This window comes from Brevibacillus sp. NSP2.1 (assembly GCF_000470975.2).
GTDB classification, from domain to species: domain Bacteria; phylum Bacillota; class Bacilli; order Brevibacillales; family Brevibacillaceae; genus Brevibacillus; species Brevibacillus agri.
Genome location: NZ_CP048274.1, coordinates 826,848 through 850,418 on the forward strand (window position 1 = coordinate 826,848; position 23,571 = coordinate 850,418).

25 protein-coding genes and 3 pseudogenes are annotated in these 23,571 nt (G+C 48.6%); 15 read left to right on the plus strand and 13 right to left on the minus strand.

The annotated features are described in order from the left end of the window. The first annotated feature begins 508 nt into the window (after positions 1–508). Positions 509–1,320 (plus strand): annotated as a pseudogene (locus tag M655_RS04035) (BclA C-terminal domain-containing protein). 220 nt (positions 1,321–1,540) lie between these two features. Further along, the gene (locus M655_RS04040) at positions 1,541–2,641 is read left to right on the plus strand and encodes a histidine kinase N-terminal domain-containing protein (RefSeq protein ID WP_026558046.1); all 1,101 of its coding nucleotides are present in this window, start codon (positions 1,541–1,543) and stop codon (positions 2,639–2,641) included. A gap of 109 nt (positions 2,642–2,750) precedes the next feature. Here M655_RS04040 and M655_RS04045 read toward each other — a convergent pair whose 3' ends face one another. From M655_RS04045 to M655_RS04085, 9 genes and pseudogenes are all read right to left on the minus strand, one after another. Then, positions 2,751–3,785, minus strand: a complete 1,035-nt coding sequence (locus M655_RS04045) for an acyltransferase family protein (protein ID WP_007783053.1) — start codon at positions 3,783–3,785, stop codon at positions 2,751–2,753. 190 nt (positions 3,786–3,975) lie between these two features. Continuing rightward, the gene (gene yxiS / locus M655_RS04050; RefSeq protein WP_005833332.1) at positions 3,976–4,284 is read right to left on the minus strand and encodes a protein YxiS; all 309 of its coding nucleotides are present in this window, start codon (positions 4,282–4,284) and stop codon (positions 3,976–3,978) included. Positions 4,285–4,369: 85 nt separating this feature from the next. Beyond that, positions 4,370–4,573, minus strand: a complete 204-nt coding sequence (locus M655_RS04055) for a cold-shock protein (RefSeq protein ID WP_081414760.1) — start codon at positions 4,571–4,573, stop codon at positions 4,370–4,372. Positions 4,574–4,759: 186 nt separating this feature from the next. Beyond that, positions 4,760–5,593, minus strand: coding sequence for a response regulator (locus tag M655_RS04060; protein WP_238501634.1), 834 nt, complete (start codon positions 5,591–5,593; stop codon positions 4,760–4,762). After that, positions 5,547–5,945, minus strand: a complete 399-nt coding sequence (locus tag M655_RS04065) for a hypothetical protein (RefSeq protein WP_026558044.1) — start codon at positions 5,943–5,945, stop codon at positions 5,547–5,549. Before M655_RS04065 ends, M655_RS04060 begins: the two co-directional genes overlap by 47 nt. Then, positions 5,918–6,208, minus strand: a complete 291-nt coding sequence (locus M655_RS04070; protein WP_237716632.1) for a hypothetical protein — start codon at positions 6,206–6,208, stop codon at positions 5,918–5,920. Before M655_RS04070 ends, M655_RS04065 begins: the two co-directional genes overlap by 28 nt. Before the next feature lie 21 nt (positions 6,209–6,229). Then, positions 6,230–6,591, minus strand: a pseudogene (locus M655_RS04075) (response regulator transcription factor). A 25-nt stretch (positions 6,592–6,616) separates the two neighbouring features. Then, complete coding sequence (locus tag M655_RS04080; RefSeq protein ID WP_026558043.1) at positions 6,617–8,239, minus strand: diguanylate cyclase; 1,623 nt, start codon at positions 8,237–8,239, stop codon at positions 6,617–6,619. Between the two features lie 182 nt (positions 8,240–8,421). After that, entirely contained in the window at positions 8,422–8,898 is a 477-nt protein-coding gene (locus tag M655_RS04085; protein WP_007783040.1) for a hypothetical protein, read from the minus strand. A gap of 94 nt (positions 8,899–8,992) precedes the next feature. Here M655_RS04085 and M655_RS04090 point away from each other — a divergent pair, with 94 nt between their 5' ends. Beyond that, positions 8,993–9,196 (plus strand): YwbE family protein, encoded by a 204-nt coding sequence (locus M655_RS04090; protein WP_005833343.1) that lies wholly within the window; start codon positions 8,993–8,995, stop codon positions 9,194–9,196. A 116-nt stretch (positions 9,197–9,312) separates the two neighbouring features. Here the strand turns inward: M655_RS04090 and M655_RS04095 are convergent, their stop codons facing one another. The 3 genes from M655_RS04095 to M655_RS04105 all read right to left on the minus strand — a co-directional run bounded on the left by M655_RS04095 (position 9,313) and on the right by M655_RS04105 (position 11,046). After that, positions 9,313–9,489 carry a hypothetical protein gene (locus tag M655_RS04095; protein WP_286085961.1) on the minus strand — a complete coding sequence of 59 codons (177 nt, stop codon included), beginning with the start codon at positions 9,487–9,489 and terminating at the stop codon, positions 9,313–9,315. A 163-nt stretch (positions 9,490–9,652) separates the two neighbouring features. Beyond that, positions 9,653–10,213, minus strand: a complete 561-nt coding sequence (locus M655_RS04100) for an isochorismatase family protein (RefSeq protein WP_026558042.1) — start codon at positions 10,211–10,213, stop codon at positions 9,653–9,655. Between the two features lie 284 nt (positions 10,214–10,497). Beyond that, on the minus strand, positions 10,498–11,046 hold the full coding sequence (locus tag M655_RS04105; RefSeq protein ID WP_005833348.1) for a GbsR/MarR family transcriptional regulator: 549 nt from the start codon (positions 11,044–11,046) through the stop codon (positions 10,498–10,500). Between the two features lie 258 nt (positions 11,047–11,304). Here M655_RS04105 and proV point away from each other — a divergent pair, with 258 nt between their 5' ends. From proV to M655_RS04160, 11 genes and pseudogenes are all read left to right on the plus strand, one after another. Beyond that, the gene (gene proV, locus M655_RS04110) at positions 11,305–12,528 is read left to right on the plus strand and encodes a glycine betaine/L-proline ABC transporter ATP-binding protein ProV (RefSeq protein WP_005833350.1); all 1,224 of its coding nucleotides are present in this window, start codon (positions 11,305–11,307) and stop codon (positions 12,526–12,528) included. Continuing rightward, entirely contained in the window at positions 12,528–13,367 is an 840-nt protein-coding gene (locus M655_RS04115) for an ABC transporter permease (protein WP_007783036.1), read from the plus strand. Before proV ends, M655_RS04115 begins: the two co-directional genes overlap by 1 nt. Positions 13,368–13,378: 11 nt before the next feature. Next, entirely contained in the window at positions 13,379–14,305 is a 927-nt protein-coding gene (locus M655_RS04120) for a glycine betaine ABC transporter substrate-binding protein (protein ID WP_026558041.1), read from the plus strand. A 189-nt stretch (positions 14,306–14,494) separates the two neighbouring features. Beyond that, entirely contained in the window at positions 14,495–14,692 is a 198-nt protein-coding gene (locus tag M655_RS04125; RefSeq protein ID WP_129552174.1) for a hypothetical protein, read from the plus strand. 160 nt (positions 14,693–14,852) lie between these two features. Next, the gene (locus M655_RS04130; RefSeq protein ID WP_081414759.1) at positions 14,853–15,719 is read left to right on the plus strand and encodes an McbB family protein; all 867 of its coding nucleotides are present in this window, start codon (positions 14,853–14,855) and stop codon (positions 15,717–15,719) included. Beyond that, the gene (locus M655_RS04135) at positions 15,712–16,542 is read left to right on the plus strand and encodes a SagB/ThcOx family dehydrogenase (protein ID WP_005829458.1); all 831 of its coding nucleotides are present in this window, start codon (positions 15,712–15,714) and stop codon (positions 16,540–16,542) included. Before M655_RS04130 ends, M655_RS04135 begins: the two co-directional genes overlap by 8 nt. Then, positions 16,532–17,515 (plus strand): YcaO-like family protein, encoded by a 984-nt coding sequence (locus tag M655_RS04140; RefSeq protein ID WP_026558039.1) that lies wholly within the window; start codon positions 16,532–16,534, stop codon positions 17,513–17,515. The genes M655_RS04135 and M655_RS04140 overlap by 11 nt, the downstream gene beginning before the upstream one ends. Before the next feature lie 391 nt (positions 17,516–17,906). Continuing rightward, positions 17,907–19,019, plus strand: coding sequence for a YcaO-like family protein (locus tag M655_RS04145; protein ID WP_026558038.1), 1,113 nt, complete (start codon positions 17,907–17,909; stop codon positions 19,017–19,019). Between the two features lie 153 nt (positions 19,020–19,172). After that, positions 19,173–20,364: pseudogene (locus tag M655_RS28250) on the plus strand (ISL3 family transposase). A gap of 86 nt (positions 20,365–20,450) precedes the next feature. Continuing rightward, entirely contained in the window at positions 20,451–21,209 is a 759-nt protein-coding gene (locus tag M655_RS04155) for an ABC transporter permease (RefSeq protein WP_005829464.1), read from the plus strand. A 27-nt stretch (positions 21,210–21,236) separates the two neighbouring features. After that, entirely contained in the window at positions 21,237–21,974 is a 738-nt protein-coding gene (locus M655_RS04160; RefSeq protein WP_005829466.1) for an ATP-binding cassette domain-containing protein, read from the plus strand. A 9-nt stretch (positions 21,975–21,983) separates the two neighbouring features. Here M655_RS04160 and M655_RS04165 read toward each other — a convergent pair whose 3' ends face one another. Then, complete coding sequence (locus M655_RS04165; RefSeq protein WP_005829467.1) at positions 21,984–22,310, minus strand: DUF1254 domain-containing protein; 327 nt, start codon at positions 22,308–22,310, stop codon at positions 21,984–21,986. Positions 22,311–22,666: 356 nt separating this feature from the next. On the opposite strand from M655_RS04165, the gene M655_RS04170 reads away from it, so the two are divergent. Beyond that, entirely contained in the window at positions 22,667–23,557 is an 891-nt protein-coding gene (locus M655_RS04170) for a DUF2167 domain-containing protein (RefSeq protein ID WP_025844796.1), read from the plus strand. Positions 23,558–23,571 lie beyond the last annotated feature (14 nt).

Below are 23,571 nucleotides of genomic sequence, written 5' to 3' on the forward strand. Positions count from 1 at the left end.
ATCTCCGCCGCCCATCGCCCGATCGGCGTCTGGCCGAACAGCAAGTCATCCAGGTGCTTGAACTGTTGGACGACCTTTCCCGTTTCGTGCTCCATTCGTCTTTGAACCAGTTGGAAGGCTACTGTTCTCCCTCCGCCGCGTTTTCAACGGCTTTTAAACAAAGGCTGAAAGATTCGATACTCCCCTTGAAAAAGTACGGTGAACCTGGAGGGCCTGTTCGTTCCGTTGTACAGACTCACGGCAATTATCAGGCTCCTTGGCTGAATCGGGAGGTTTTTCCAGGGAGAACCAAGAGCCACAAGGTCGTGGGGCAAGCGAAAAAGTGGAAGAAGCAGCCGTAAAGTGTGGGGGCAAACGGCTTTTCGCTAGCTGAATTACGGATGAAGGGGAGGTTACGTTTTTCACGGGAAGGTGGGGAGTTATGTCATTTCCGAATATCCCAAATATCAGTCCGACTATCGCGATTACGCGCGAGGATGCGATCAACCTGCTTTTGACTTCGATCGCGATGGAGGAGCTGGGACTAAGCCATATATTGGACGCAGAAGGGGAAAAAATTCAGTACGTGCTCGGCACGCTCACCGGTGTAAGCGGAGCGCCGGCAGCCACGATTGACGATTTGCTGGCGATTGACCGAAGTGTAAGGGAAATGGTCGATGCAACGATCAGGAAGGAGATGGTACTGCAGGCAGTGCTAAACGCCTCTACCATGCAGGGGCCGACTGGTCCAACAGGTCCGACCGGAGCCACCGGAGCTACGGGGGCGGGGGAGGGAGTGACGGGAGCGACTGGGGCAACGGGAGCGACTGGCTCCACTGAAGTGACAGGGGCCACGGGGCCAACCGGAGTGACAGGAGCCACCGGGGCCACGGGAGCTACTGGAGTGACAGGAGAAACTGGAGCTACTGGAGCAACAGGCCCCACAGGCCCCACCGGAACCGTCTTTACAAACATCAACGCCTTCGCCGCCAACACGGGAGGTGCCGTGATCGCCGTTATTTTGGGAGGGACCAACGTGCCTCTGCCCAACAACCAGGTGCTCAACGGCATTACCGTCGGAGGCGGCAACACAACCTTTACCGTTCCATCCGCAGGCAACTACCTGATCTCGTACTCCGTCAACACAACCGCCGCTCTGGCAGTCAGCACGCGGCTGTTTCGGTAGCATCACCAGCGTTATCGCTTTCCTCCTTCCACAACACCGTAATCGCTCCGCTAGGCGCGGTGGCGACAATCACACTGCAGCTCTTCGGCCTGCTGGGAGCGGCTACTTTGCTGACAGGCGCCGGGGCGACGTTGACTATCGTAAGACTGAACTAAAATCGACTACAAACCGCACGGGCAAAGGGGTTGCGTACGCGCTGTCCCTTTGCCTCTTTCTTTTGGCGAGAGACAGTTTACATTTTAGATGGACTTTCAAATGTAATTCGTGCGCGGACGGTGTACAATGGGGGAGTAGTAAAAATATTTCGTTAATAAATCTTGGATGATAGTATAATATTATCGGAATAAGTATGCCGATCATTCGGAGTGGGGACAGGTGGCAATGGACGACTTGGCACTTTTTTTGGACGAGCATGAGGAAGCAGCGGTAGAAGAGTTCAGGAAACGGATCATGGTGTCTGAGCACGACCAGTTCAACGGAATTATTCATCTGAACGGACAAGCCATGTACCGCATGGTGGCCGACTATCTCCGTTCGAAGATTACGCATGAGGATATCAAACAGCTTGCATATAAAGTAGCGCACGAACGGAATCAGGCCGAGATCAACATCGGCGATTTCGTTTTCAATGTTTGCATGGGCCGGGAGCTGATGCTCGACGTTCTGCAAAAAGGGCCCTTTCCACCCGATGTTCTGCTGCCAGCCTTGCTTAAAATAAACGAATGCTTCGACGTTTTTCTCGTGCACGCCGTGTCCAGGTACACGGAGCTGAAAGACAGCGATCTGGAAGAGAAAAAGCTGTTTATTGAGCGGTCGCACAAGGACAGGCTGACGATCTTGGGGCAGATGGCATCGAGCTTTGTACATGAATTTCGCAATCCGCTGACCTCGATTATGGGATTCTCCCGATTGTTAAAAGAAGACTATCCGAACTTGCCGTACGTGGACATTATCGAAAATGAGCTGCATCAGTTGAATTACCGCGTCTCTCAGTTTTTGCTGGTTTCCAAAAAGGGAGCCGTACATAAGAAAAAAGAAGTGTTTAGCATCGCTTTACTATTTGAAGAAATACTCTCCTTTCTCTATCCGAACATCGTGGACGTGAACGCGCATATTTCGTGTACGATCGATCCGCTGCTCCTTTTGGACGGCTACCGGGATGAGATGAGGCAAGTGTTCATCAACATTATTTCGAATGCGCTCGATGCCCTGCAGCGCAAAAACAGCGACAAAGAAATTGCGATCCAAGGGTTTCGCACCGACGAGATGACAGCGATCACGATTTCCAACAATGGCGCGCCGATCCCGCCAGATCTGCTATCGGTCATTTTCGAGCCGTTTTTTACCACCAAAGAGCTGGGGACGGGCATCGGGCTGTACGTCTGCAAGGAAATTATCGAGCGGCACGGCGGGGTGATTAAGTGCGAGTCATCTGACCAGCAGACGGTATTTTCCATGTACTTCCAAGATTCCTAGCCGGGCATCATCACGTGTATCACGCCCCCAAACGCCAAAAAAAGAGAACGACCTGCGCTTTCGCAACGAAAGTCAGCAGGTCGTTCTTTGTTGGCAGCGCCGAGCCATTTTATTGCAGCCGCTCCCGCCGTCCTCTCCCAAGCATTTTCCCCAGTTGCTCCAGCCCTCGCACCAGATAGACCAATAGCAGCGACAGCAGGCAACTGCATCCGAAGATCAGGCCCAGGTACAACAGCGAGTACCAGGTGTTTTGAAAAACCCAGGCGACCTCTCCGTATTGCTCAAACAAAAAGTCTTTGAACAGGATCAAAAAGGCGGAGTGAAACAGGAAAATGAAGTAGGTCAAGCCTTTGCGGAACTTGAGACGAAGGTGATCCACCAGTTCCAGAAAGAAGACCATGAGCACGAGAAAAGACAGCAGTGTCGCGAAAACGAAGCTCAGGTGCACCGCCACGTACAGCTTGCTTGAGACGACAAAAAACATGGCCGCGGCTGTAGCGATGCCCGTCAAGAGCATCAGGATGGAGCGGTTGTTGCGCAAAAAAGACAGAATGGCTTCTCGGTACCAGTACAGCAGATGCCCCATGTAGAGCGTGAAAATCCAGCTTGGCAGCATATGGCGGGTGGACAGCCCAAGCCAGCCTTTGTGCAAGTAGTTGATGTAGACGTATTGCACCGCAAGCAGAATCCAGATGACGTACAAAATGTTCTGTTTCGTAATCCACTTGCGGAAAAAGTAGGCAAACACGTAATACTGGCAAATCATGAACACGAAGTACAGGTGATCGCCCGTTTTCCCCATGAAAATGTTGGCGTAGTCCTCAGCGGTGTGAGGCATGTCCTTTTTCAGCAAATAGTGATACAAAATGCCGGAAACGAGGTAAGGCAGAAAAATGTACACGAGCTTGCCCGTAAAAAACTCGCGGAACGCCGGGCTTTTCGCTTCAAAAGAATAGGCGGTCAAATAGCCGGTCGCGATCGTCAGCAGCACGGTGCCGTAGCGGCTGATCTGATTGAGGGCGACAACCCAGAAAGGATCGTTGAAGTAAAGCACCGATGCCGTGAAATGACCGACCACAACCAAAAAGCTGGAGAATAGTTGGATGTAAAAAAGCGATTTCAAAATTTTTGAATCGGTGTACATAGGCATTCCTCTTTTCCTTGTTTGTCGGCTTGTGAAGTCGTCCAAAATCCGAGAAGCCAAAACAATAAAAAAGCGAATTGCCCCTATCTTAAAAAATGAATTTTTGAATAAGATTTGATAAGCCGCACGGCGAGCAGCCAATGTTTGGCAGGCAGGAAAAAAGCCACACAGCAATGTGCGGCTTTTGGCATTATTTTTTGGATTTGTTCCTCTCCTCGATCGCCTGGCTGACCACGAAGGCCAAATCGTCGTTGCCAAACAGCGACAGGACGCCAAGGATAGTGGCGTCAGGGATTTCCTCTGCTTCCTCTTTGGGAACCGTATTTTCAAGCATTTGGGCCAGCAGTTGGTTTTCCCCTTGGGCGGGATAGGCTTGGGCGTACAGCTCGCGCGCATCCAAGCCGTGGTTGACGCACCACTGGGCAAAGACGAGGATCATCATTCCCTCATCGCGCTGATAAGCCTGGATGACTTGTTCTTCCATCTCTTTTCGGTTCATGGGCATCTCCTCTAACAATCGTGCGTGTCTTGTGCTTAATTGTAGAGAAGAGGACGAATGCCCGCAAGAAAAAAGAAGGGCAGTATCATGAGTTTCGCTTGCTGTGATTGGTCAGAACCGGAAGCACCCGGGTATCCCTTACCATTTGCGAATGGCAAAAGGGGCAGCTCGGGCTCTCGTCAAAGGAAAAGTTATCTCTCATCCAGCACGTACACCCATCATTGCTGCACGTCCACACATCTGTTTCCTCTTCTTCGACCGGAACAACTGCTTTCTTCGAGAAATACACATGAACTCCTCCTTTGCGGGGCATCGTGCTTTACAGCAACCTCTATTAATGTGTGATGGAAGGCCCGTGAATATACCAAGATTTTCTGTCTGCGCAAAAAGCTTCCTGGCCAGCCAACAGGCGCGCGAACGTCCCGCAAAAAAAGGCAACGGAGCATCGTCCGCTGCCTTTTTGGCAAAAGAGGGGTCACAACTGATCGGGAATTAAAATTTGTCCGGCCGATTCGTGGCTGGTGACGGCGAGCAAGATCGCCTTCGACAAAGTGTCGGGATGGTAAGGCTTTAGCAAATAGCCCTTTGCTCCCAAATCAAACGCTTTTTTCTTTTCCTCAAACGCGCTGGAAATGACGATCGGGATCGTCTTCAGCTCCGGGTTTTCCTGCATCGCCTCGATGACCTTCCAGCCGCTCTCGCCATCTTGCAAAATCAGGTCGAGCACGACCGCATCCGGACGCAGGCGGTAAATGGCGTCGAGCGCCTCCTGTGCCGTGGAAAAAGGATAGACTGCAAAGCCCAGCACGCTCGCCAGCGGGGTGCGCAACTCGTGGCTCACGGTGCTGACAAATTCGGATTTCATCTGGTCAATCTCGTATTCCTTCGTGATGTCCCGGTAAACCAGCAGCGTGCTCCACTTCCGCTGGTTGCGGTACAAAGGCTCCGCGTAGAGCTGGATGTACCGTTTGACAGGAGAGGTCAGTTCAAAGACGATGCTGTCCTCTTGCGCATCGCCTTCGCCCAGCGCGACTGCTTTGATGTACGGGATGAGACGGTTAGGCTCTGCCGTGCAGCTTTGCAGATGGGCGAAAAACGCCTCGATGTCAAAGTCCGATACGGCCTGCTCGCGATTGCAGCCAAGCAGCTCGCAAAACGTGCTGCTCACCTGGATCGTTCCGCCGTTGAGAGAGAGCAACTGTATGCCCTCCTGCACGGAGTCGAGCATTTCCTGCGTAATTTGCCGCTGCCTTTTCGTTTCCTCAAACATGGCGAGCTTGTCCAGGGCGAGCGAGACTTGCTTGGCCATGCCGATCAAGATGTGCTGCTCGTGCTCGGAGAACCTGCGGTCGATGCGGGCGAGAAATGATGCAAGCCACGACCTCCCTGTGCGAATCCAGTACCGGGAGATACAACTCGTAAGTGCGGGAACGAGCAGGGTGGAAGCCGCGCTCGCCCACTGTACTTTCACGGTTGACGACAAATGGCAGCCCGGTTTCCTTGATGCGGACAAAAGGCCCGTCCTCGATCCCTTGCAGCAACTGGTCAAGCCCTTGCCGGGAAATGCCGAAGCTGGCGCAGCCGCGATCCGCGTCCAACAGCACGATGACGCCTTTGTCTGCTTCCATGATTTCTACGGTGTTCGAAATAATGCTCGACAAAAGCTCCCTTTGTCCCATGTACTGGTGAGCGCGAGAACAAAGCGGTTCTTTTTCTCCAGATAGCGCTCGTTTTCCGCCATCAGCGCTTCTTCCTTGTGCTGAATCTGCCGCATCATGTAGTCGAGCGAGCGGGAGAGCTTGCCGATCTCATCCGCCCGTTCCAGGCCGTTCAACTGCGGCGTTTCTCCCTGAGCAAAGCGGTCGGGAACAGATTGCTGAAAAAATTGGCGACAAACGATTCGATCGGCGCGTGATGCTTTCACGGACGTATTTCCGAAGCCGAGTCATGCGAGCATGTCCCCCACCTTGCGGACGAGCTCCAGCGGGCTGAACGGCTTGGGCATGAAGTCATCGGCTCCGGCGGCGCGCATTTTTTCCTGTTCCGCATGCTGGCTTTCCGCGGAAAGAATGAGAACCTTCACCGCTTGCTTGTCCGTCATCTGCTTCATCCGGGTCAACACCTCAAAGCCGGTCAGCTTGGGCATCATGTAATCCAAAATGAGTAATCGTACTGATTGTGGCTGATTTTTTGCAGCGCTTCCTCACCGTCGCAGGCGATGTCGAGCAGATGCCCTTCATTCTCCAGCGTATCGCCAATGAGCATCCGCAGTACGGCTTCATCTTCAGCCAGTAATATCATTGCCATTTTTTCTTCCTCCATCTGGTATTGCCTACATCATTCGCTTGACTAGCCGCTTGATGCGCGCTTCCAGCTCTTTCGTGCTGAAAGGCTTCGTCATGTAGTCGTCAGCGCCGAGCTGCAGGGCTTGGGCAATATCTTGTTCGCCGCTGCGGCCTGTCAGCATGAGCACCGTGTACTGCTTGCTGTTCGGCAGGTTGCGGATGCGCCGCAGAACGTCCAGCCCGTCCATTTGCGGCATGATCCCGTCCAAAATGATGAGATACGCTTCCGGCCCCTGATGCCAGGAAGATGCAAAAAAGGCAGCCCCTTCGTGGTACGTCCGGATGTCCGAGTGAATCCAGCCGTCCAGGCTTGCCCGCGCCGAGTCGGCGAGGACGGCGCAGATCAGCGGATCATCGTCAATAATGGCGACTTTCAGCTTCACCGTGCGCGTATCCGGATCAGCGCTGCGCACAGCCGCTTCAATCCGGCAGCGCCCCGCATTTTTGGCAGAGTATAACGCCGTATCCGCAGCGTCGATCCAGTAGGCGAGCGGCTTTTGCGCATCCTCAATTTGCACGACGCCAGCGGAAAAGCTCAGCGAAAACGTCCCTTCGGAAGCTTCGAAGGAGAGGTCGCGAAAATCGCGCAGCATTCGTTCCAGCCGCAACTGTGCTTCCTGTACCGACGTCCGCGGCATGAGCAGAATAAATTCTTCCCCGCCATACCGGAAAAAGACGTCCTGCTTCTCCGCGCTTCCCCGGATGAACGCGGCGAAGCGGCTCAGTACGACGTCGCCTACCAGGTGCCCGTAAGTGTCATTGACCTTTTTGAAATGATCGATGTCCAGAAAGGCCAGCGAAAAGGGCGCGTGGCTCCGCATGGAATCCGCAAGCAGCTTCTGGTACGTATCCGCGAAGCAATTGCGGTTGTACACGCCGGTCAATTCATCGAGAAACAAAATTTTATCCATCCACCGTTTTCTTCTGAGCTGTCTTTCCAGCCGGACGGTTAGTTCTTCCAGGTCAAGCGGCTTGCACATGACATCGTCGGCACCCAGCCGATAAGCGCGCAGGCGCGTTTCCCGATCGCAGTCAATGCTGATAATCGTCGTCGGGACGTATTGCTTTTTAATTTTTTCACTGAGCGTTTGCATGACTTGAAAGCCGCCTGTTTCGGGAATGTTCAGGTCGAGAATCAGGCAATCCGGGTTGAGGTCGTGGAAGTAGTCGAGTGCCTTGTGAGGATAAACAGTAGCGATGACGGACCAGTTTTGCTTCTCCAAATATTCTTTTATGTACATCAGCAACGTCACGTCGTCGTCTAAAATGAGCAGGAGAGGCTGATTGTCGTAGGTAGACTCTTGCGGTAGCGTGGGGTCCTCCAAAAGAATTTCCTGCTCGGGACGATGCTCGTAACACAAGGCGATGAGCTCTTGCAAAAAGTCACGCCACTCGTGCGTTGGCCAAGGTTTCGCATCCTGCTGGTCCAACTGCTCCAACAGCGTCTGCGCCAGCTCGGACAAATCGGCAAGACCAATCGTTCCGGCTGTGCCTCTCAACGAGTGAACAAAGCGGTACAGCTCTTCGTGGGAGACCGGCCCCTCCTGTGCGAGCCAGGCTTCAAACTGCTTGTGGACTTGAAAAAGAAGTGTATCTCTATACTTCATCATGCCGCATTATCCCCCTGTTTTTCGGGAAGGCCCGAGCCAGTCGCAAAGACTGTCGGGCCAGGCTCATAAAAGGTATTGTACATCTAACTAGGTGGAAGTGTACCATATCAGGAGGGGTTCTCCAATGAAAGGATTGCGTTTGGAGGAAGGAAAAGGGCAGGCCGTGACAACTCTGTTACAAGCTAGTTGCGCAAGGAAAAGCCTTCTTCTTTCAGATACTGTTCGGCTTCTACGTAAGACTCGAAGGAAGCCTCCAGGTTCATGCCGTGGTAGACGTTCCACAGCGTGTCTTCCTGCTGCAGCAGCAGCGTGCGATTTTGCTTGTCGACCCAGGTTTGCTCGAGTGGCTCGTTTGCTTCCGCCTTTGGCTGCGGCTCGCGTTTGACAGAGAGCGACTGGATGGAAGCCTCGATGATCGTGCGCAATTCCTCTGCGGAGAAGTCGCGAATGTTGACGTAGCCTTTGTCGTCTTTGGGATAGCCCTTCAAAAAGCCTGCGAATACGAAGCCGTTGCCATTCGGATGCAGATGGTAAACGACTGTCTTTTTGTCGTGAAGACTTGCCTCGTAGTGAAAATTGACCCGCTTGAGCGAGACGTTGTTTCGGGTCAGTTGTGGAAATGATTCAATGATCGCCAGTTTTTCTTCAAAAGTAAGCATGGATTCCTCCGATGAGAAAAGTTTTGTTTGTCGATTATATCATAGGTGGGACAAAGAACGAAAAAGTCATCGAACGAGGAAAGGAGGGACTGCCATGAACGGGAAAAACCGCAAAGACATTGCCCCTGGCCTGGAGGTCGACATCGTGTTGAAGCAGGATCAGCGCACAGGCAAGCGGACGCGCGGAATCGTCAAGGACATCCTGACAAATTCGAGTACGCATCCGCACGGCATCAAGGTGCGCCTGACCGATGGACAAGTCGGCAGAGTGCAGGAGATTATCCGCAAAGGGGAGTAAGGGCCAAAAGACGGGATGCAGCCACAAGGGCGCGCCCGTTTTTTTATTTGCAACGAGTTCGCGCCGAAAGGACAGGCCAGTCTAGCTGCGCTCGGCCAGTTCAAATTCGGCGACGGTCAATTTGGCATAGCCGGCCATTCCATGACGCTTCCGAGCGTCAGCGGCGCTTGTCCGAAGTCTTCCGGTACGTCGTCCCACTGCCTGATAAAATGCGGATGAATCAAGACTTCCCAGACTTTTTCGGGCGCGGCATGAATGACGGCTTCATGAGAAACCAGAAGTGACGTAGACAAGGGGGAGTCCTCCTTTGGGGTAGGGCGTATTTGTTTCTTCTATATTATCATGATTCACTGCCTCCATCGAAGCGGGGCCGCTGAGCCTGTTAGTTGCCGCAGCCGGAAAGCAAGCAAAAAAACCGTCCCATCCGGACGGTTTCTTCGGCGTAGCCAGGAGTGGCTAGCGGTACGTATCGTGCGTAGGAGTAAACAGGTCCTCCGTGGAATCGCGCACCAAAATGAACGGGTCAATGTTCCCGAGGCCATGCAGGCAGGCGTTGTGGTGGGCGATGATTTGCTCGGCGGCCAATACGGCATTGTCAGTCGTCGAGTGCCCGTCCCGGACGAGCGTGACGTCATAGCCGAGCGTCGTCGCTCTGCGGCAGGCGCTGTCGACACCATACTCCGTTTTGCAACCCGTAATGACGAGATGGTTGATTTCGAGAAGCTGCAACTGGTCATGCAGATCGGTTCCGTGAAAAGCATCCGTGGATTGCTTCAGGACGACTGTTTCGGTTGGGAGCGGCGCCAGCTCCGGGTGGATGGCGAAAGCGTCAGCCCCGGCTTCGGCGACATCGGTATCCTGCACGTACAGGACCGGAATCGCCCGCTTCCACGCTTCCTTCCTGACCTTTTTGATCGTCGTGACGAGCGCGGCGTTTTGAAAAACGGGGCCAATCGCCGGGCCATCGACAATCCCTGTCTGTGCATCAATAATCAGAAGCGCTGTTTTGCGAATCATCCTGTTCCTCCTCAAAATAACGGGGGGCTAACGAAGCAGTCCCCCCATTTCCACGTTTGTTTTTTTCGTGCATGTATGAAAAAGTCGCTTTGTTTGCTTGTTCATCACGATCCGCTCCTTTCTGGGAGTCAGGCTGGGCCAGTCATTTGCGTCGTGCCCGCTTTCGTCATTGTAACACAACTGCTGCCAATATTCAGATTTTTCTATCGGTCACATCAAAAAAAGACTCACCCCTTACTGACTGCCAGTCAAGGAATGAGTCTTTTTCGCTGCGCCAAGCTGCTTTACGAATCGCTTTCTTTTTTTGGTACAAACTGAAAAATATCGTGGGATTCAAAGGCGTCAATCAGTCGCGACAGCCACAAGTAATACTCCAGGCCGTTTTCAATCCGGCTGATGCTCAGCTCGACGCGCGCCCTCAGCTCATCGGACAAATCCTCGGACTGCTGGAGGGTGCGCAGCTCGTGTAGCGATTTTTTCAGGCTGTGCACGTTTTGCTCGCTGGCATGGCGCCACTTCACGGAGAACAGATCAATGAAGTTTTGGTACCAGTCCAGATTGACTTCGTAGTGGTCTTTGCGCGTTCCTTTTTTCCATATCTTTTCTACCATATTTAAGTCCATCAAGGTGCGAACGCCGGTGCTCATGCTGGTCTTGCTCATTCCCAGCGCTTCTCCCATCTCATCCAGCGTCATTGACTTGTCCTGAAACAGCAGCGTGCCATACAACAGCCCGGTCGACATCGTGATGCCGTACAAATCCATGTTGCGGGCCAACGTTTCAATCACGCGTTCCTGAGCCTTTTCGAGGATTTTTTCCTGATTCGTTTCCATTTTGAAAAAAGCAGCTCCTCTAGTCATTTTACCTGACTAGAATTGTACGTTTCCGCAAGCAAAAAGTAAATGGAGATATCAAACAGTATATACGAGATATACTGCGAATACAGAAAGAAAAGTACGTAAAGTTTTTTCTGAACGCTGAAAATGCCCGATTATCGAGTCTCATCCAGTTTGAGGTAAAAAACAGGGCTGGTTACAATTGTAAGGGTAATGAACAGTCCGGATACGGGCGTAACAGTTGGAGGTGACCATATGCCCAAGATCAAAGTAGAGAATTTGACCAAAATCTTTGGACGACAGCCCCAACGCGCACTGCCCCAGGTGAAACAGGGGAAGACCAAACAGGAAATATTGAAGGAAACGGGTCTTACCCTTGGGGTGAACCAAGCGAGTTTTGAGGTGCATGCCGGCGAAATTTTCGTCATCATGGGGCTTTCGGGTAGCGGGAAGTCGACGCTGGTTCGACTCTTGAACCGGCTGATTGAGCCGACAGAAGGCAGAATCCTGATTGACGGTACGGATATCGTCAGCATGAACACAGAGCAGTTGCAGCAGGTCAGAAGAAAGAAGCTCGGGATGGTGTTTCAAAAGTTTGCCCTGTTTCCGCACAGGACCGTCCTGGAAAACGCAGCGTATGGCCTGGAAATCCAGGGAATGCCCAAAGCTGAGCGCGAAGCCAAGGCAAAAGCGTCACTGGAGTTGGTCGGTCTGGCAGGCTGGGAAGCAAGCTATCCCGATCAACTCAGTGGGGGAATGCAGCAGCGCGTCGGTCTGGCGCGTGCACTTGCCAATGAGCCGGATGTGCTTCTGATGGACGAAGCATTCAGCGCACTGGACCCGCTTATTCGCAAGGACATGCAGGATGAGCTGCTGGAATTGCAAAGCACGATGCAAAAAACGATTATTTTCATTACGCACGACCTCGATGAAGCGCTGAAGATCGGGGACCGGATCGCCTTGATGAAGGACGGCGCCATCGTGCAGATCGGCACTCCGGAAGAAATCATGACCAATCCGGCCAACGAATACGTGGAGCGCTTCGTGGAAGACGTCGACCGCTCCAAGGTGTTGTCTGCGGAGAACGTCATGAAGCGGGCAGAGACGATCACCCTGGACAAAGGGCCGCGCGTCGCCTTGCAGATGATGCGGGACCGCGGCGTATCCAGCCTGTACGTGGTCGACAGGAAGAAAACGCTCCTGGGCGTGTTGACCGCAGACGCCGTCAGCGAAGCGAAGGCACAAGGAAAATCGCTGGAAGGCGTACTGCGCACAGAAGTGCCGAAAGTCGGCCCGCAGACGCTGCTCAATGAACTGTTTGACCTGGTTGCTTTTTCCGATATTCCGGTGGCGGTGACAGGTGAACAGGATCGCCTTTTGGGCGTCATCGTAAAAGGCGCCGTACTGGGCGGTTTGGCAGGAAAAGTGAACCAGGAATCGCCGCTGCCGGCAAATGAAGAAGGGCAGGTGGATGAATGATGGATCAACTTTTTCCGAAGCTGCCCCTCGATAGCTGGGTAGAAACCATCGTAGACGGACTGGATGAGCATTTGGGCTTTTTGTTCGATTTTATTTCGACTTGCATTGGCGGGACGGTCGATTTCTTCAATCTGATTTTGACCGGACTGCCGTTCTGGGTGATTATCATTTTGCTGACGTTGCTGGCGTACCGCGCCGGGAAGCTGTCTATCGCTCTTTTTACTTTCATTGGACTTCTCTTGATTCAAAACCTGGGTTATTGGGAGCATTCAATGGAAACACTTGCGCTGGTGCTGACCGCCGGGCTCATCTCGATCATCATCGGGATTCCCGTGGGAATCTGGTGCGCGAAGAGTGAATCCGTGCAAAGAGTCGTGACGCCGTTGCTCGATTTTATGCAGACGATGCCTGCATTTGTGTACTTGATTCCCGCGATCTTTTTCTTCGGTCTGGGAAAGGTGCCGGGTGTTATCGCTTCGGTCATTTTCGCGATGCCGCCGACGATCCGCCTGACCAACCTGGGTATTCGCCAGGTGCCGGCGGACTTGATTGAGGCGACAGAGGCGTTCGGTTCGACCTATTGGCAAAAGCTGACGAAGGTGCAGTTGCCGATCGCGAAAACGACGATCATGGCGGGGGTCAACCAAAGCATCATGCTGGCGCTGTCCATGGTCGTCATCGCCTCGATGATTGGTGCAAAAGGACTCGGCGCGGACGTCTATCGCGCCGTGACGCAGATCAAGATCGGAGAAGGCTTCGAGGCGGGACTGGCGATCGTTATTATGGCGATTTTGCTGGACCGCATCACGCAAGGGGTAGGAAAGAGAAAAAAAGCGTAGGAGGGGTTTTCATGAAAAAAGCAACCTGGAAAGGATTGGCCGTCGCACTGGGACTCAGTATGGTGATGGCGGGCTGCTCAAGCGCTGGAACTCCACAAGGCAATGAACCATCCGGCGGCGACACTGGCTCGGCAGCATCCGGCAGCGTAGGAGCGACTGTCGACCATAAAATTATCGGGATCGACCCGGGTGCCGGACTGATGAAGGCGACGGAAAAAGTCCTCAGCGAATACGAGTTGAAAGACTGGGAGCTGGTGGAAGGCTCCAGTGCCGCGATGACGGCTGCCCTGACGCAAGCGTACAAGGACAAGAAGCCGATTATCGTCACGGGCTGGACACCGCACTGGATGTTCTCCAAGTTCGAGATGAAGTACCTGGAAGACCCGAAAGGCATTTACGGACAAGACGAGCAAATCCACACGATCGTGCGCAAAGGCTTGAAGGAAGAACAGCCGAGCGCCTACGCTTTCCTCGACAAGTTTGCCTGGACGCCTGCTGACATGGAAAAAGTCATGCTGGACATCGAAAACGGCAAAAAGCCGGAGGAAGCAGCAGCCGAGTGGGTGAAAAACAACGAGGCTACCGTAAACAAATGGGTCGAGGGCGTTCAGCCTGTCAACGCCCAAAAGCTGACGCTTGCCTATGTAGCCTGGGATTCCGAGATCGCCAGCACGAACGTGGTGAAAACTGTCCTGGAGCAAAAGCTGAACTATAAAGTGGAGCTGAGCCAGGTCGAAGCAGGCCCGATGTGGGTAGGCGTAGCGAACGGCGACGTGGACGGCATGGTTGCCGCATGGCTGCCAACGACACATGCGGACTACATGGAGAAGCTCGGCAAAGACGTAGAGGACCTCGGACCAAACCTGGAAGGAACCAAGCTGGGCCTGGCCGTGCCGACTTATATGGATATTACGTCGATTGAGGATTTGAAGAAGTAACGAAGAAAGCCAGCGTCGCAGGGGAGTCATTCCTGCGAGGCTGGCTTTTTTTATGTAAGAAGAAAGGTGAGTTAAAAATTTGTAATTATTAATTTATTTTTCTTTTATTTACAAAAAGAGAGTATTTTTTTACTATTTAGTTGGTGGTATTTTTATCCATCAATAACTTTTATTAGGGGTGTAAGAAGCGTGGAGAAAGAAATTGTTCGCGGAGCAAACAAGGAAATCATTGGGGATGGAGGCATGTTAGGAATTTCGAAGTTTGGGGTTGGTTCAAATTTCAATACTATTCAATCTCTGACAGATAAAAATAAGGGGGGCCGATTGTGCGCTTCTTCCTCTTCTTCAAGTAGTGGTGCTGCCACTATCGGTAAAAATAACCGATAATTCTTATTTTACTGGGGAAGACATCGTTTCCACATGAAGTTTATTAAGCCAAATTCAAAATGGAGCTTATTGACAACAATAGTTACCCGCTATTTTGAATTTGGCTATCTACATAACTTTTAAAAGAGTAGAACAAAAAATAAAATGATGGTGAATTAATATGACTTCTAATTATCGGATCAACAGATTTCTGTGTCATTCCTTACAGAATGGAGATGTAGTAGTTCAAACTGCAAATGGAGTAATGAAGATTCATGATAAAGATCTCATTGATTTAATTCAATCGTGGGATCGAACGGGCAAGAAAGAAATTTCAGAGTCTGTGCTTGAACAAATTTTCAAAGAAGAAAAAGAGGAGGTTATTGGTTTTCTAGCAAGCAATGGGTTAATACGTACAGTGAAAGAAAAAATGCTCCGAATAGATTCCGTTACTATTATGACCAATGATGATTTTTTAAGGTCAATATTAATGAATACATTAGTTGAAGATTTTCAAGAGAATCTGGCAATCACGTCACTTTCAGTTGATGACATGCAGCCTTGCGAGGAAAATGAATTATCCCTTGTATTTCTAAATCCCTATAACAAAAGTTTAGGAAAAAGAATCAGGGATAGACATATGGAATCAAGCAACTCTTATTTATTGATGAGTTATATATACAACAATAAATTTTATATGGACTCGCTTTATAACCGTAATTGGGTTAATCCATGTCATTGTTGCCATATAGGTCATATTGAATCGCATATGAGAATTGGAAGTGCTGATAATTTAACTTATCAGCAAGTCATTGACATGCTTTATTCTCTGGAGGAAGACATCAAAATCGGCGTTCCTTTAACCAATAGCCAACGAGTTATTATTGCATCATGTTTGATTAAGCGTATGCGATTACTTTTTCATGATTTTACTTACTCAAAAATTCATCATGAAGATATTAATAGAGCGATGGTCATGAAACTGGATAATTTTAAAATATATGAAGATACTTCGATTCATTGGGAGTTGTGTGATTGTTATGAATAACATAAGTGAAGATTTATTAGTAGAGCAGAGAAGAAAGAATGATTTTGCGAATCATTTACAAGCAGAAGTTCTCTCTAATAGTTTATTGGATCAAGTTGTTAAGATGCATCAGGAAGGATGCTGGATATCAGAAATAATGTATGAATATGAGGAAGAGCTACTAGAGTGGATGGAATTAGTGGAATTTACAGATATTATACCGGAGTATTACGAAAAATCATTCCAATTTAAAATCGAACAAAAAACTGTTGAACGTACTAGGAGCTGCCGAACATTTAAAGAGAATTGGAACATAAATACGGATGATTTTGGGATCATCCTTCGAGACTCATTCGGCAGATTTTCCAACACTTTAACCAAGAACTATCCTTCTGCTGGAGGCTTGTATCCGGTTTTACCGCTCGTATATGTATTTGACGAAGGTGTCTTAAAAGGGATTTCTGTTAAAGGATGCTATTTGTTTCATTCCTCGAAAAATGAACTGATTTTACTTAAAGAATACGATGAGGAACTTTTAAATTTAGTAATCAATCAAATTAACCCTTCTGACCGAAGTTTATTTTCTAAAATCGCTATTGGCTATGCCATTGATTTAAAAAGAGCTATCACCAAATACAGAAAACGAGGGTACAGATACGCATTAATTGAAATTGGCGCAATGTGTCAGAGTTTCAGGGAGACATTAAGTAGGTTTGACAGTAGCTTAGGTGAATTTTGTTTTGCGGGGTTTAATGACAATGCCTTGACTCATTTATCTGGCTTAAACGCAAGATTAGCGCCAGTAACATTAATTCAGTGGTTTGGTGAAAGAAATGATATTTGATGTGTCGAAAAGAAACTTTGGTTATAAGGACTCACTCTTCAACAATAGACCAGTTTATTTAGCGACTTCAAGAATCGGAACATTCAGGAGGGAAGACGGTGGAATAGGACCAGTAGATTGTGGCGCTATTTCTCAAAGAAAAAGAAAGTCAGTTTTAAAGGCGTTTTCTGAATCAATAGAGCGCAGAGCATTAGTAATTGGAGCTAGAGGGGACGCCATTGAGGGTTTGGCAGAATCGTTTGACATAATGAATAGTAAGGTTGCAAAGATCCCTAGACGATTTACGCAACTATGCAAGGAAGATTCTATCGTTTGTGATACCACGGGTACAGCAGCACACTTTAATAGTAAGTTGGCTCAATCAAATGCAATTAAAGAATTATTAGAGAAAAATTCAACGTTTCTTTTTTGGTATGGGAGACAAGGGAAAAAAATTGATTTATCTCAACACTATTCTATATACGTTAGTCTTTTTCAAGCAGAAGGATATCAAGTACAAGCATACGTAGAAGAGACATTTAAACCATTAAAAGTAGTATTTGTTTTTGCAAAGAATGCAAATCACATTACTCCCTTTACTTTTATGACAGGAGTAGGCGCAAGTATTTCTCTTTCGAATGCTATTCACAAGGGCTTGTCAGAAGCATATTTACTAAAAAACGTTTATGATGACTATTTTTATAGATACCAACTAGAAGGGCTTGAACCGAGTTCGTACACGGCGATTGTCCTAAAAGCCCAAACTGATAGCGAATGTCTAAAACACCTTGAACTGTTCAACAAGCTGGATACTTATCAAGAAGTGGACGAAGATATCACGCTGTCTGAAGCCGAGGTAGAAACTGATCTGATTGTGAAAAATTTACCAGTTTGGGTCAAAGAGTTGCACACTACAGTTTTATATCAAACCGTAAATAAAAATCTAATTATCATTAAAGCATATTCGCCTAATCTCTATAATTGTGAATGCTAATCAAAAAGTTGACCATTTTTGGAGCAAACGCTCATCTTCGAGTTGACCACCTACGATGCTTTTTTTCACACAAAGTAGCATTTTATTTCCTGCACCAAGGATCGTCAAGGATAAAGGGTAAACCCCTTGCTACGCAAGCCCTTGACGATCCTTGGCTCAGTAAAAACATTTGCAATTAGGTGTGAAAATGATGACGTGTGCTCAAACTGTCAGGTGGGTAACTTTATGATGAGCAAAGTGGTCAACATTTTGGTGAGCGTTCACATATAATCATGTTGCACTGAAAACGTATATTGATCTTGATAGAGATGTGAACAGGTATACAGTTAATTTAACTCAGGATACTTTGAATCATATACCAACGTGTCCAATATTATAAAGGAGCTTTTCCATGTATTATGTAACGAATAGTCCCAATCATGGACATGCTTTTGTGGCAAATCGAATATGGATAAACAAAGGAATATTTCAGTGCGGGTATTCCAATTGTTATGTAGATTGTGCAATACACAAAGCTGCCTATGGAAATTCAGTGAAGAATAACACCAGGAAAGCAATGGCTGCTGCAATTGGGGAACACCTTGAAAGGCTAGCGCTTTTTGCCCCAAGGATGAAGGCAATTCAGGAAAATGGTAGCGCCAGCACAGAAGCCTTTAATTTAATAACTGGAGATACAATAAAAATACCTTTGGATTTTGTCATTTTAGAGTATGGCCATCCGGTTTTTAAAGATAAAGATATGCATAGCTCTTTCAGTGATACTTGTGGAGTAGCTTCACATACTTCCAGTGCTTATGCAATAGAAGCAGCATTTTTAGAATTTATCGAAAGACAGTCGCTAATACATACATGGTTAACTAAGAAAGCAGGAAGATTACTATCATTAAAATTATTGGAAAAACAAAGCGTTTACAATATTATACAAATGAGCAAGACATATAAAGGAATTCAGGAGTTTTACTTGGTTGATATTTCAATAACGGATGACGTCCATGTCGTACTAGCTTTAGGTTTTGGAAAAGAGTCTTTCAGTATTGGGGCAGGGGCACATTGGAATCTGTTAGATGCGGTTAATCGAGCCATGAATGAGTATTTTCAATTTATGACTGGTTTTTGGGGAAGGGAGAACGAGGGGGAAAGTATAGACGGCGACTTGTATTATGACTTTTGTAACTCATTAAGCCCAGAGAAATTTCGAGAAGAATACGCATTCTTGACTGATAATAAAAGGCAGCTTGAGGAGAATATTCCCTTAACGAAAACATCTCAAAAAGACACGTTCATTGAAAGAGTTCAAAGAGTGGTAAATGATCTAGATATTTCTGTTTACGCAACGTGTGTTCCTGAAACAATGGAATTCAACACAAAGGTTGTTAAAATATTCTCACCTGATTGTTATCCGCATATGAATACTGCCTTACTTGATCCACAAGAATATCGCTTCTCCAGAAAATTTGATCGATCTATATATAAAAACCTGAACAAGCTGATACCGTTCCCATAAGAAACACTTACATGGTTTGCTAAAGGATTCATTACGCCTGAAAATGTAAAAAAATGATTCATCACCATAACCCGTGCTAGACATTGAAAAAACGCAGATGTTCCTTTATCGTGGGAGTTGTCGAGACAACCACTGAAAAGGAGGAAATCTGCGTTGTGCCTTGATTTTAGCACAGACTTTATCAGACTTCCATCATTCCATCTCACACATTGGGAAAAAACAAAGGAAACGGATTGGATCGCTGTTCTGGAACCGCATTCTGCCTGTCATCTTTGTCCGATCTGCCTCGGAGCCAGTACCAACCATGCACGTCCTGGACGGCGTATTCTTCGTCATCGTTTCGTTCCTTCTTGGGGGACCGTCTGGGTATCCGTTCCCGTGTATCGCCAGCGCTGTGCTAGTTGTATGCTTACATGGACAGTGGAATGGAACGGTATCCCGCCTCGAGGATCCGTGACCTCTGCTTTTCAAGAGATGGCGGTGGATATGTGCCGCAGTCGGGATTTGCTCTCGGTTGCCAAGCAATTGAGTGTGGCCTACTCGACACTCGAACGCTGGTACTACCAACTGGCCCCCCAACGCCTTGCTCAACCAAAAGAACATGAAGCTCCTGAAGAGGTCTGTCTGGATGAGTTTGCTCTGCAAAAAGGACATAAGTATGGCGTGAACCTCATGGATGCTCAAACCGGTCATATCTGGCAAGTCACAGAAGGACGTTCACGTGAACAGGTACGAAACGCCCTGCAGCAATGGCCCTTTCGTAAGGCTCCCCATGTAGTTGTCACGGATTTGGCTCCAGGAATGGCTGAAACCGTACGCCAAGTCTGGAAGCATACCCTTGTGGTAGCAGATAAATTTCACGTGATCCAGCTTTTCTCGAAAGCGTTGGAAGCTACCCGAAAACGCACTCATGCTCGTGGAACACATCGTCGGGGCAGACATGAGCAACGCCTGCTCCATACGATCCCTGACAAGCTGAAGCCCGAAGAGCTTCAGGAACTGAAGATTTGGTTAGCAGAAGATCCACACCTCAAACGACTCTACTTTGCGCTTCAAGACATAAGAACCGTGTATGCCGTTCAAAACCCAAGAGACAGGCGAGGAAGCGCTTCAGAAATGGATTGTCGACCATCTCTATTCTCCGACTCCTGCGGTTCGTTCCATTGCCAAAACGATTGTCCAGTGGCAAGAGCCCATTCAGAATTATTTTTCCTTTCGGGTAACGAATGCCAAGATTGAAGGGACACACAACAAAGTGAAGGTAATCAAACGAAGAGCCTACGGCTACCGCAATCTAGAGAGATTCAAGATTCGCATTAGACTGGAGTGTAAACCGGCTACATAACTACGAAAAACTGCGATAGAGGGAGATCAAGCACGTTTTATGGTGAAGAGCTAAAAAAATCAAAAAGAGAAAGGAAAAGGAACCGAATGCTTAGAAAATCATACGAATTTTTTATCGTATTTATCAAGTCGATGATCGATGAAAAAATTGCGTTAGCCTGGTCGATCCTGTTGCCTCTGTTGTTGTTTTTTTCTATCAATTACAGTTGGTTCCACGCCAAGCCGGATGTTTCGAAAGCTGTTTATTACTACGCCAGTTTTTGGGCCTTCTCTGCAGTGCTGGTAGTGTTTAACGGGATTGGGCTAAGATTAACCGATTTTCGAGAGTTAGGCATCCTGAAAAGCTTTGTCTTCATCTGCGGCTCAAAAGTTCCTATTATCGTGGGACTTTTACTCAGTCAAATTGTTTTTGGGCTGGTTAGTCTCGCTTTGTTTACGGTTGTTATTTCCATCGTCTTTGATTACCCTATTTTTCTTCTGTTTTTCACTGCTACGTGTACCTATTTGGTCGTTTTACTCCCGCTTTTTATGTTGTCTCTCTCGATTGCAAGCTTGTCGGTAAGGGCTTCGTCTGCCTATACGCTTGTCAATATGCTGATTTTTCCGGCGACGTATTTGGCTATCTATCGTGGCGAGTCTACCGATTTTTTTACTACTATCCTTTACTATTTAAATCCGGTTGAATATGTGTTTCGCTTTTCCGTGTTTACCTATGATGCATTGACCAATAACCTTCACCTGAATAGTAACCACCTGTTTCTTTTGGTCATTTCGCTGGTCTACATCGCGATTGGGGTCATTGCATGGTCGAAAATAAAAATCGCTTCAACCGTAAGAAGAACCTAATCTAAAACAGGAAAGAGTGGAGAACAGATGATCGAATTAAAAAATATATCGTTTTCCTACCCGAAGAGTGAAAAGAAAGCGATCAATCAACTGAATATGAAACTGGAGGCAGATAAGGTCAATGTGGTCATTGGCCTGAATGGGGCAGGGAAAACAACGCTTTTTGATTTGCTGACGGGAGTGTTGGCGATTCAGGAAGGCGCGATTGACGGAATCCCTCAAGCGAAAGAAATCGTATATCAAACGCAAAGCTTGTACTTTTCCCCCATTTTGAAAGGCAGGGACATTGCGCGACTTATTTTACATATAGCGGACAGAGCGTTCGATAAAAATCCGGAGATGTGTTTGTCTCTGCTGGATGACCGAGAAAGAGAACTGGTCAGGGAGCTTTGGAATCGGAAGTTTGGGCAAATGTCTGTTGGCGAAAGGAAGTGGCTGCTCGTCACCTTGTTTGCCGAGATCAACAAAAGCTTCTATTTGTTTGATGAGCCTACGAGTGGGGTTGACCCTTCGGCCAGATTAAAAATATTGAACAAGATTGCGGGCATAGCCAAAAAAGCCGGGCACACCGTTATGATGTCGACTCATCAATTGCAGGAGCTGGAATTTATCGATTGCAAAATTTTCATTCTTCATGCGGGGAATGTGAAGTATGCAGGCTCCTACCAGGATTTGCTGACTACGTACAATACCCCTAATCCGGACAGGGCGTTTCAGTACTGTATCGAAAGCGATGACCGCTCCTTGGGAATTGCCCATTACTAAATCCATTCATTATATAAGCAAAAGGCATTGTCGGCGGAAGAGAGACAATGCCTTTTCGCTGTTCAGGCTGAACGCAAACCTGATTTGCTGCTCAACGCTCCAAAGTCTTCGTTTGTTCAATAGCTGGCCAGACTTGCTGCTTGCGGAAGCTGGCGGGATCGTAATCACGGGCGTATGCGGCGGAGGATTTCCTATCCAGTTCGGACCCACGAGCAAGTAGCGTGCTGCCTCTTGCCGGGTTGAGCGGTTGGAGACGTTGCGAAACGTATTCGTGTACACATCCAGCATTTGCACGGTAAAATAGCGGTTTTGCGGATTGGCAGGCTCGGCCAACATAACAGAAACGAAACGAGCAGGGAACGATTTTTCTCGCGGAACGAAGCATGCTTATCCTCCTGTCGGCGAGCGGGCAATCTGGTGAATAGTGCTATTTTTCTTCGCGGGACGGCTGTTTTATACGAGGACAAAAAGCCGTCTTGCGCCTTTGACCGGGGACAGACAGGAGCGGTCTGCCTGCACGCAATCCGCCCTACAAAAGTTGAGGCGAAAGTAATAAAAAAACAAATCATTAACCATTTTTATCCAGGAAATACGATTCATTTTTCCCTGTAATTTCTAAATCATCTTTGTAATAGGAAAATAATCCCGGTAAAATGAGGGGGTTCGTGAAAAAAAAGATTGAGGGGTTTAGCATGAGAAGACAAGCCTGGCTATCATCTTTATTTGCATGCATGTTCGCTTTTGCGGCCGTGCTCCCTGCGAGTGCAGCAGGGAACTACAATATTGTGGAAAGCGGAACGAAGGTCGAGATGGAAGGGAAGTTTTCCTTCACGGTTCCGGAAAACATGATTTTTCTCAACAAAGACGACACGATCAAAATGGAGCAGGAGCATGGGGACATCCCGACCATGAACGAGATCGGGAGCGTCCACCCGATTGAAGATAATCAGAATTGGGCCTTGTTCATCGAATACGAGGACACGGGACACATCAGCGACGACGAGCAAAATGAGATTGATGCCGAAGCGCTGCTGCAAAGCTACAAGGACGGCACAGAAGAGGGAAACAAGCAGCGCAAGCCGGAGGAGCAGTTCCACGTCATCGGCTGGAACGTAAAGCCGTCCTACAATGCCGCCACACACGAGCTGGAATACTCGATGCTGGCCGAGACCGCGCAAAAAGATCAGTTTTTGAACTACAAGCTGCAAGTGTTGACGAGAACGGGCCATGTCTCCTTCATTCTGGTCACCGATGTTCCGTCTCTCGTGCAGGACAAGCAGACGTTGCGGGACAAAATCTTGAAAAACTTCGTGGTCAAGGAAGGGCATCGCTACACCGACTTTAACGCGGAGACGGACAAGGTCGCCGAGTTTGGGCTGACAGGCTTGATTCTCGGCGGACTGGGCGTAGCCGCCGCGAAGAAGCTGGGGCTTTTGGCGTTGATTCTGGCGTTTGCGAAAAAAGGCTGGATTTTGATTGTGGTCGCATTGGGAGCGCTGGGCGGCCTGGTGAAAAAGCTGTTGAACAAAAAGAAAAACGGCCAGCCGCCTGCCGATTCGGACGAGGAAAAGCCGTCCGCCTGATGAGTTGGGCATAG

Bases quoted from the DNA above. Each gene is read 5' to 3' on its own strand.
- M655_RS04045 (WP_007783053.1), bottom strand. From the start codon at position 3,785: ATGTACACCGATTCAAAAATTTTGAAATCGCTTTTTTACATCCAACTA.
- yxiS (WP_005833332.1), bottom strand. From the start codon at position 4,284: ATGAACCGAAAAGAGATGGAAGAACAAGTCATCCAGGCTTATCAGCGC.
- M655_RS04060 (WP_238501634.1), bottom strand. From the start codon at position 5,593: ATGGCCAAGCAAGTCTCGCTCGCCCTGGACAAGCTCGCCATGTTTGAG.
- M655_RS04080 (WP_026558043.1), bottom strand. From the start codon at position 8,239: ATGATGAAGTATAGAGATACACTTCTTTTTCAAGTCCACAAGCAGTTT.
- M655_RS04085 (WP_007783040.1), bottom strand. From the start codon at position 8,898: ATGCTTACTTTTGAAGAAAAACTGGCGATCATTGAATCATTTCCACAA.
- M655_RS04090 (WP_005833343.1), top strand. From the start codon at position 8,993: ATGAACGGGAAAAACCGCAAAGACATTGCCCCTGGCCTGGAGGTCGAC.
- M655_RS04100 (WP_026558042.1), bottom strand. From the start codon at position 10,213: ATGATTCGCAAAACAGCGCTTCTGATTATTGATGCACAGACAGGGATT.
- M655_RS04105 (WP_005833348.1), bottom strand. From the start codon at position 11,046: ATGGAAACGAATCAGGAAAAAATCCTCGAAAAGGCTCAGGAACGCGTG.
- proV (WP_005833350.1), top strand. From the start codon at position 11,305: ATGCCCAAGATCAAAGTAGAGAATTTGACCAAAATCTTTGGACGACAG.
- M655_RS04115 (WP_007783036.1), top strand. From the start codon at position 12,528: ATGGATCAACTTTTTCCGAAGCTGCCCCTCGATAGCTGGGTAGAAACC.
- M655_RS04120 (WP_026558041.1), top strand. From the start codon at position 13,379: ATGAAAAAAGCAACCTGGAAAGGATTGGCCGTCGCACTGGGACTCAGT.
- M655_RS04130 (WP_081414759.1), top strand. From the start codon at position 14,853: ATGACTTCTAATTATCGGATCAACAGATTTCTGTGTCATTCCTTACAG.
- M655_RS04135 (WP_005829458.1), top strand. From the start codon at position 15,712: ATGAATAACATAAGTGAAGATTTATTAGTAGAGCAGAGAAGAAAGAAT.
- M655_RS04140 (WP_026558039.1), top strand. From the start codon at position 16,532: ATGATATTTGATGTGTCGAAAAGAAACTTTGGTTATAAGGACTCACTC.
- M655_RS04145 (WP_026558038.1), top strand. From the start codon at position 17,907: ATGTATTATGTAACGAATAGTCCCAATCATGGACATGCTTTTGTGGCA.
- M655_RS04155 (WP_005829464.1), top strand. From the start codon at position 20,451: ATGCTTAGAAAATCATACGAATTTTTTATCGTATTTATCAAGTCGATG.
- M655_RS04160 (WP_005829466.1), top strand. From the start codon at position 21,237: ATGATCGAATTAAAAAATATATCGTTTTCCTACCCGAAGAGTGAAAAG.
- M655_RS04165 (WP_005829467.1), bottom strand. From the start codon at position 22,310: ATGTTGGCCGAGCCTGCCAATCCGCAAAACCGCTATTTTACCGTGCAA.
- M655_RS04170 (WP_025844796.1), top strand. From the start codon at position 22,667: ATGAGAAGACAAGCCTGGCTATCATCTTTATTTGCATGCATGTTCGCT.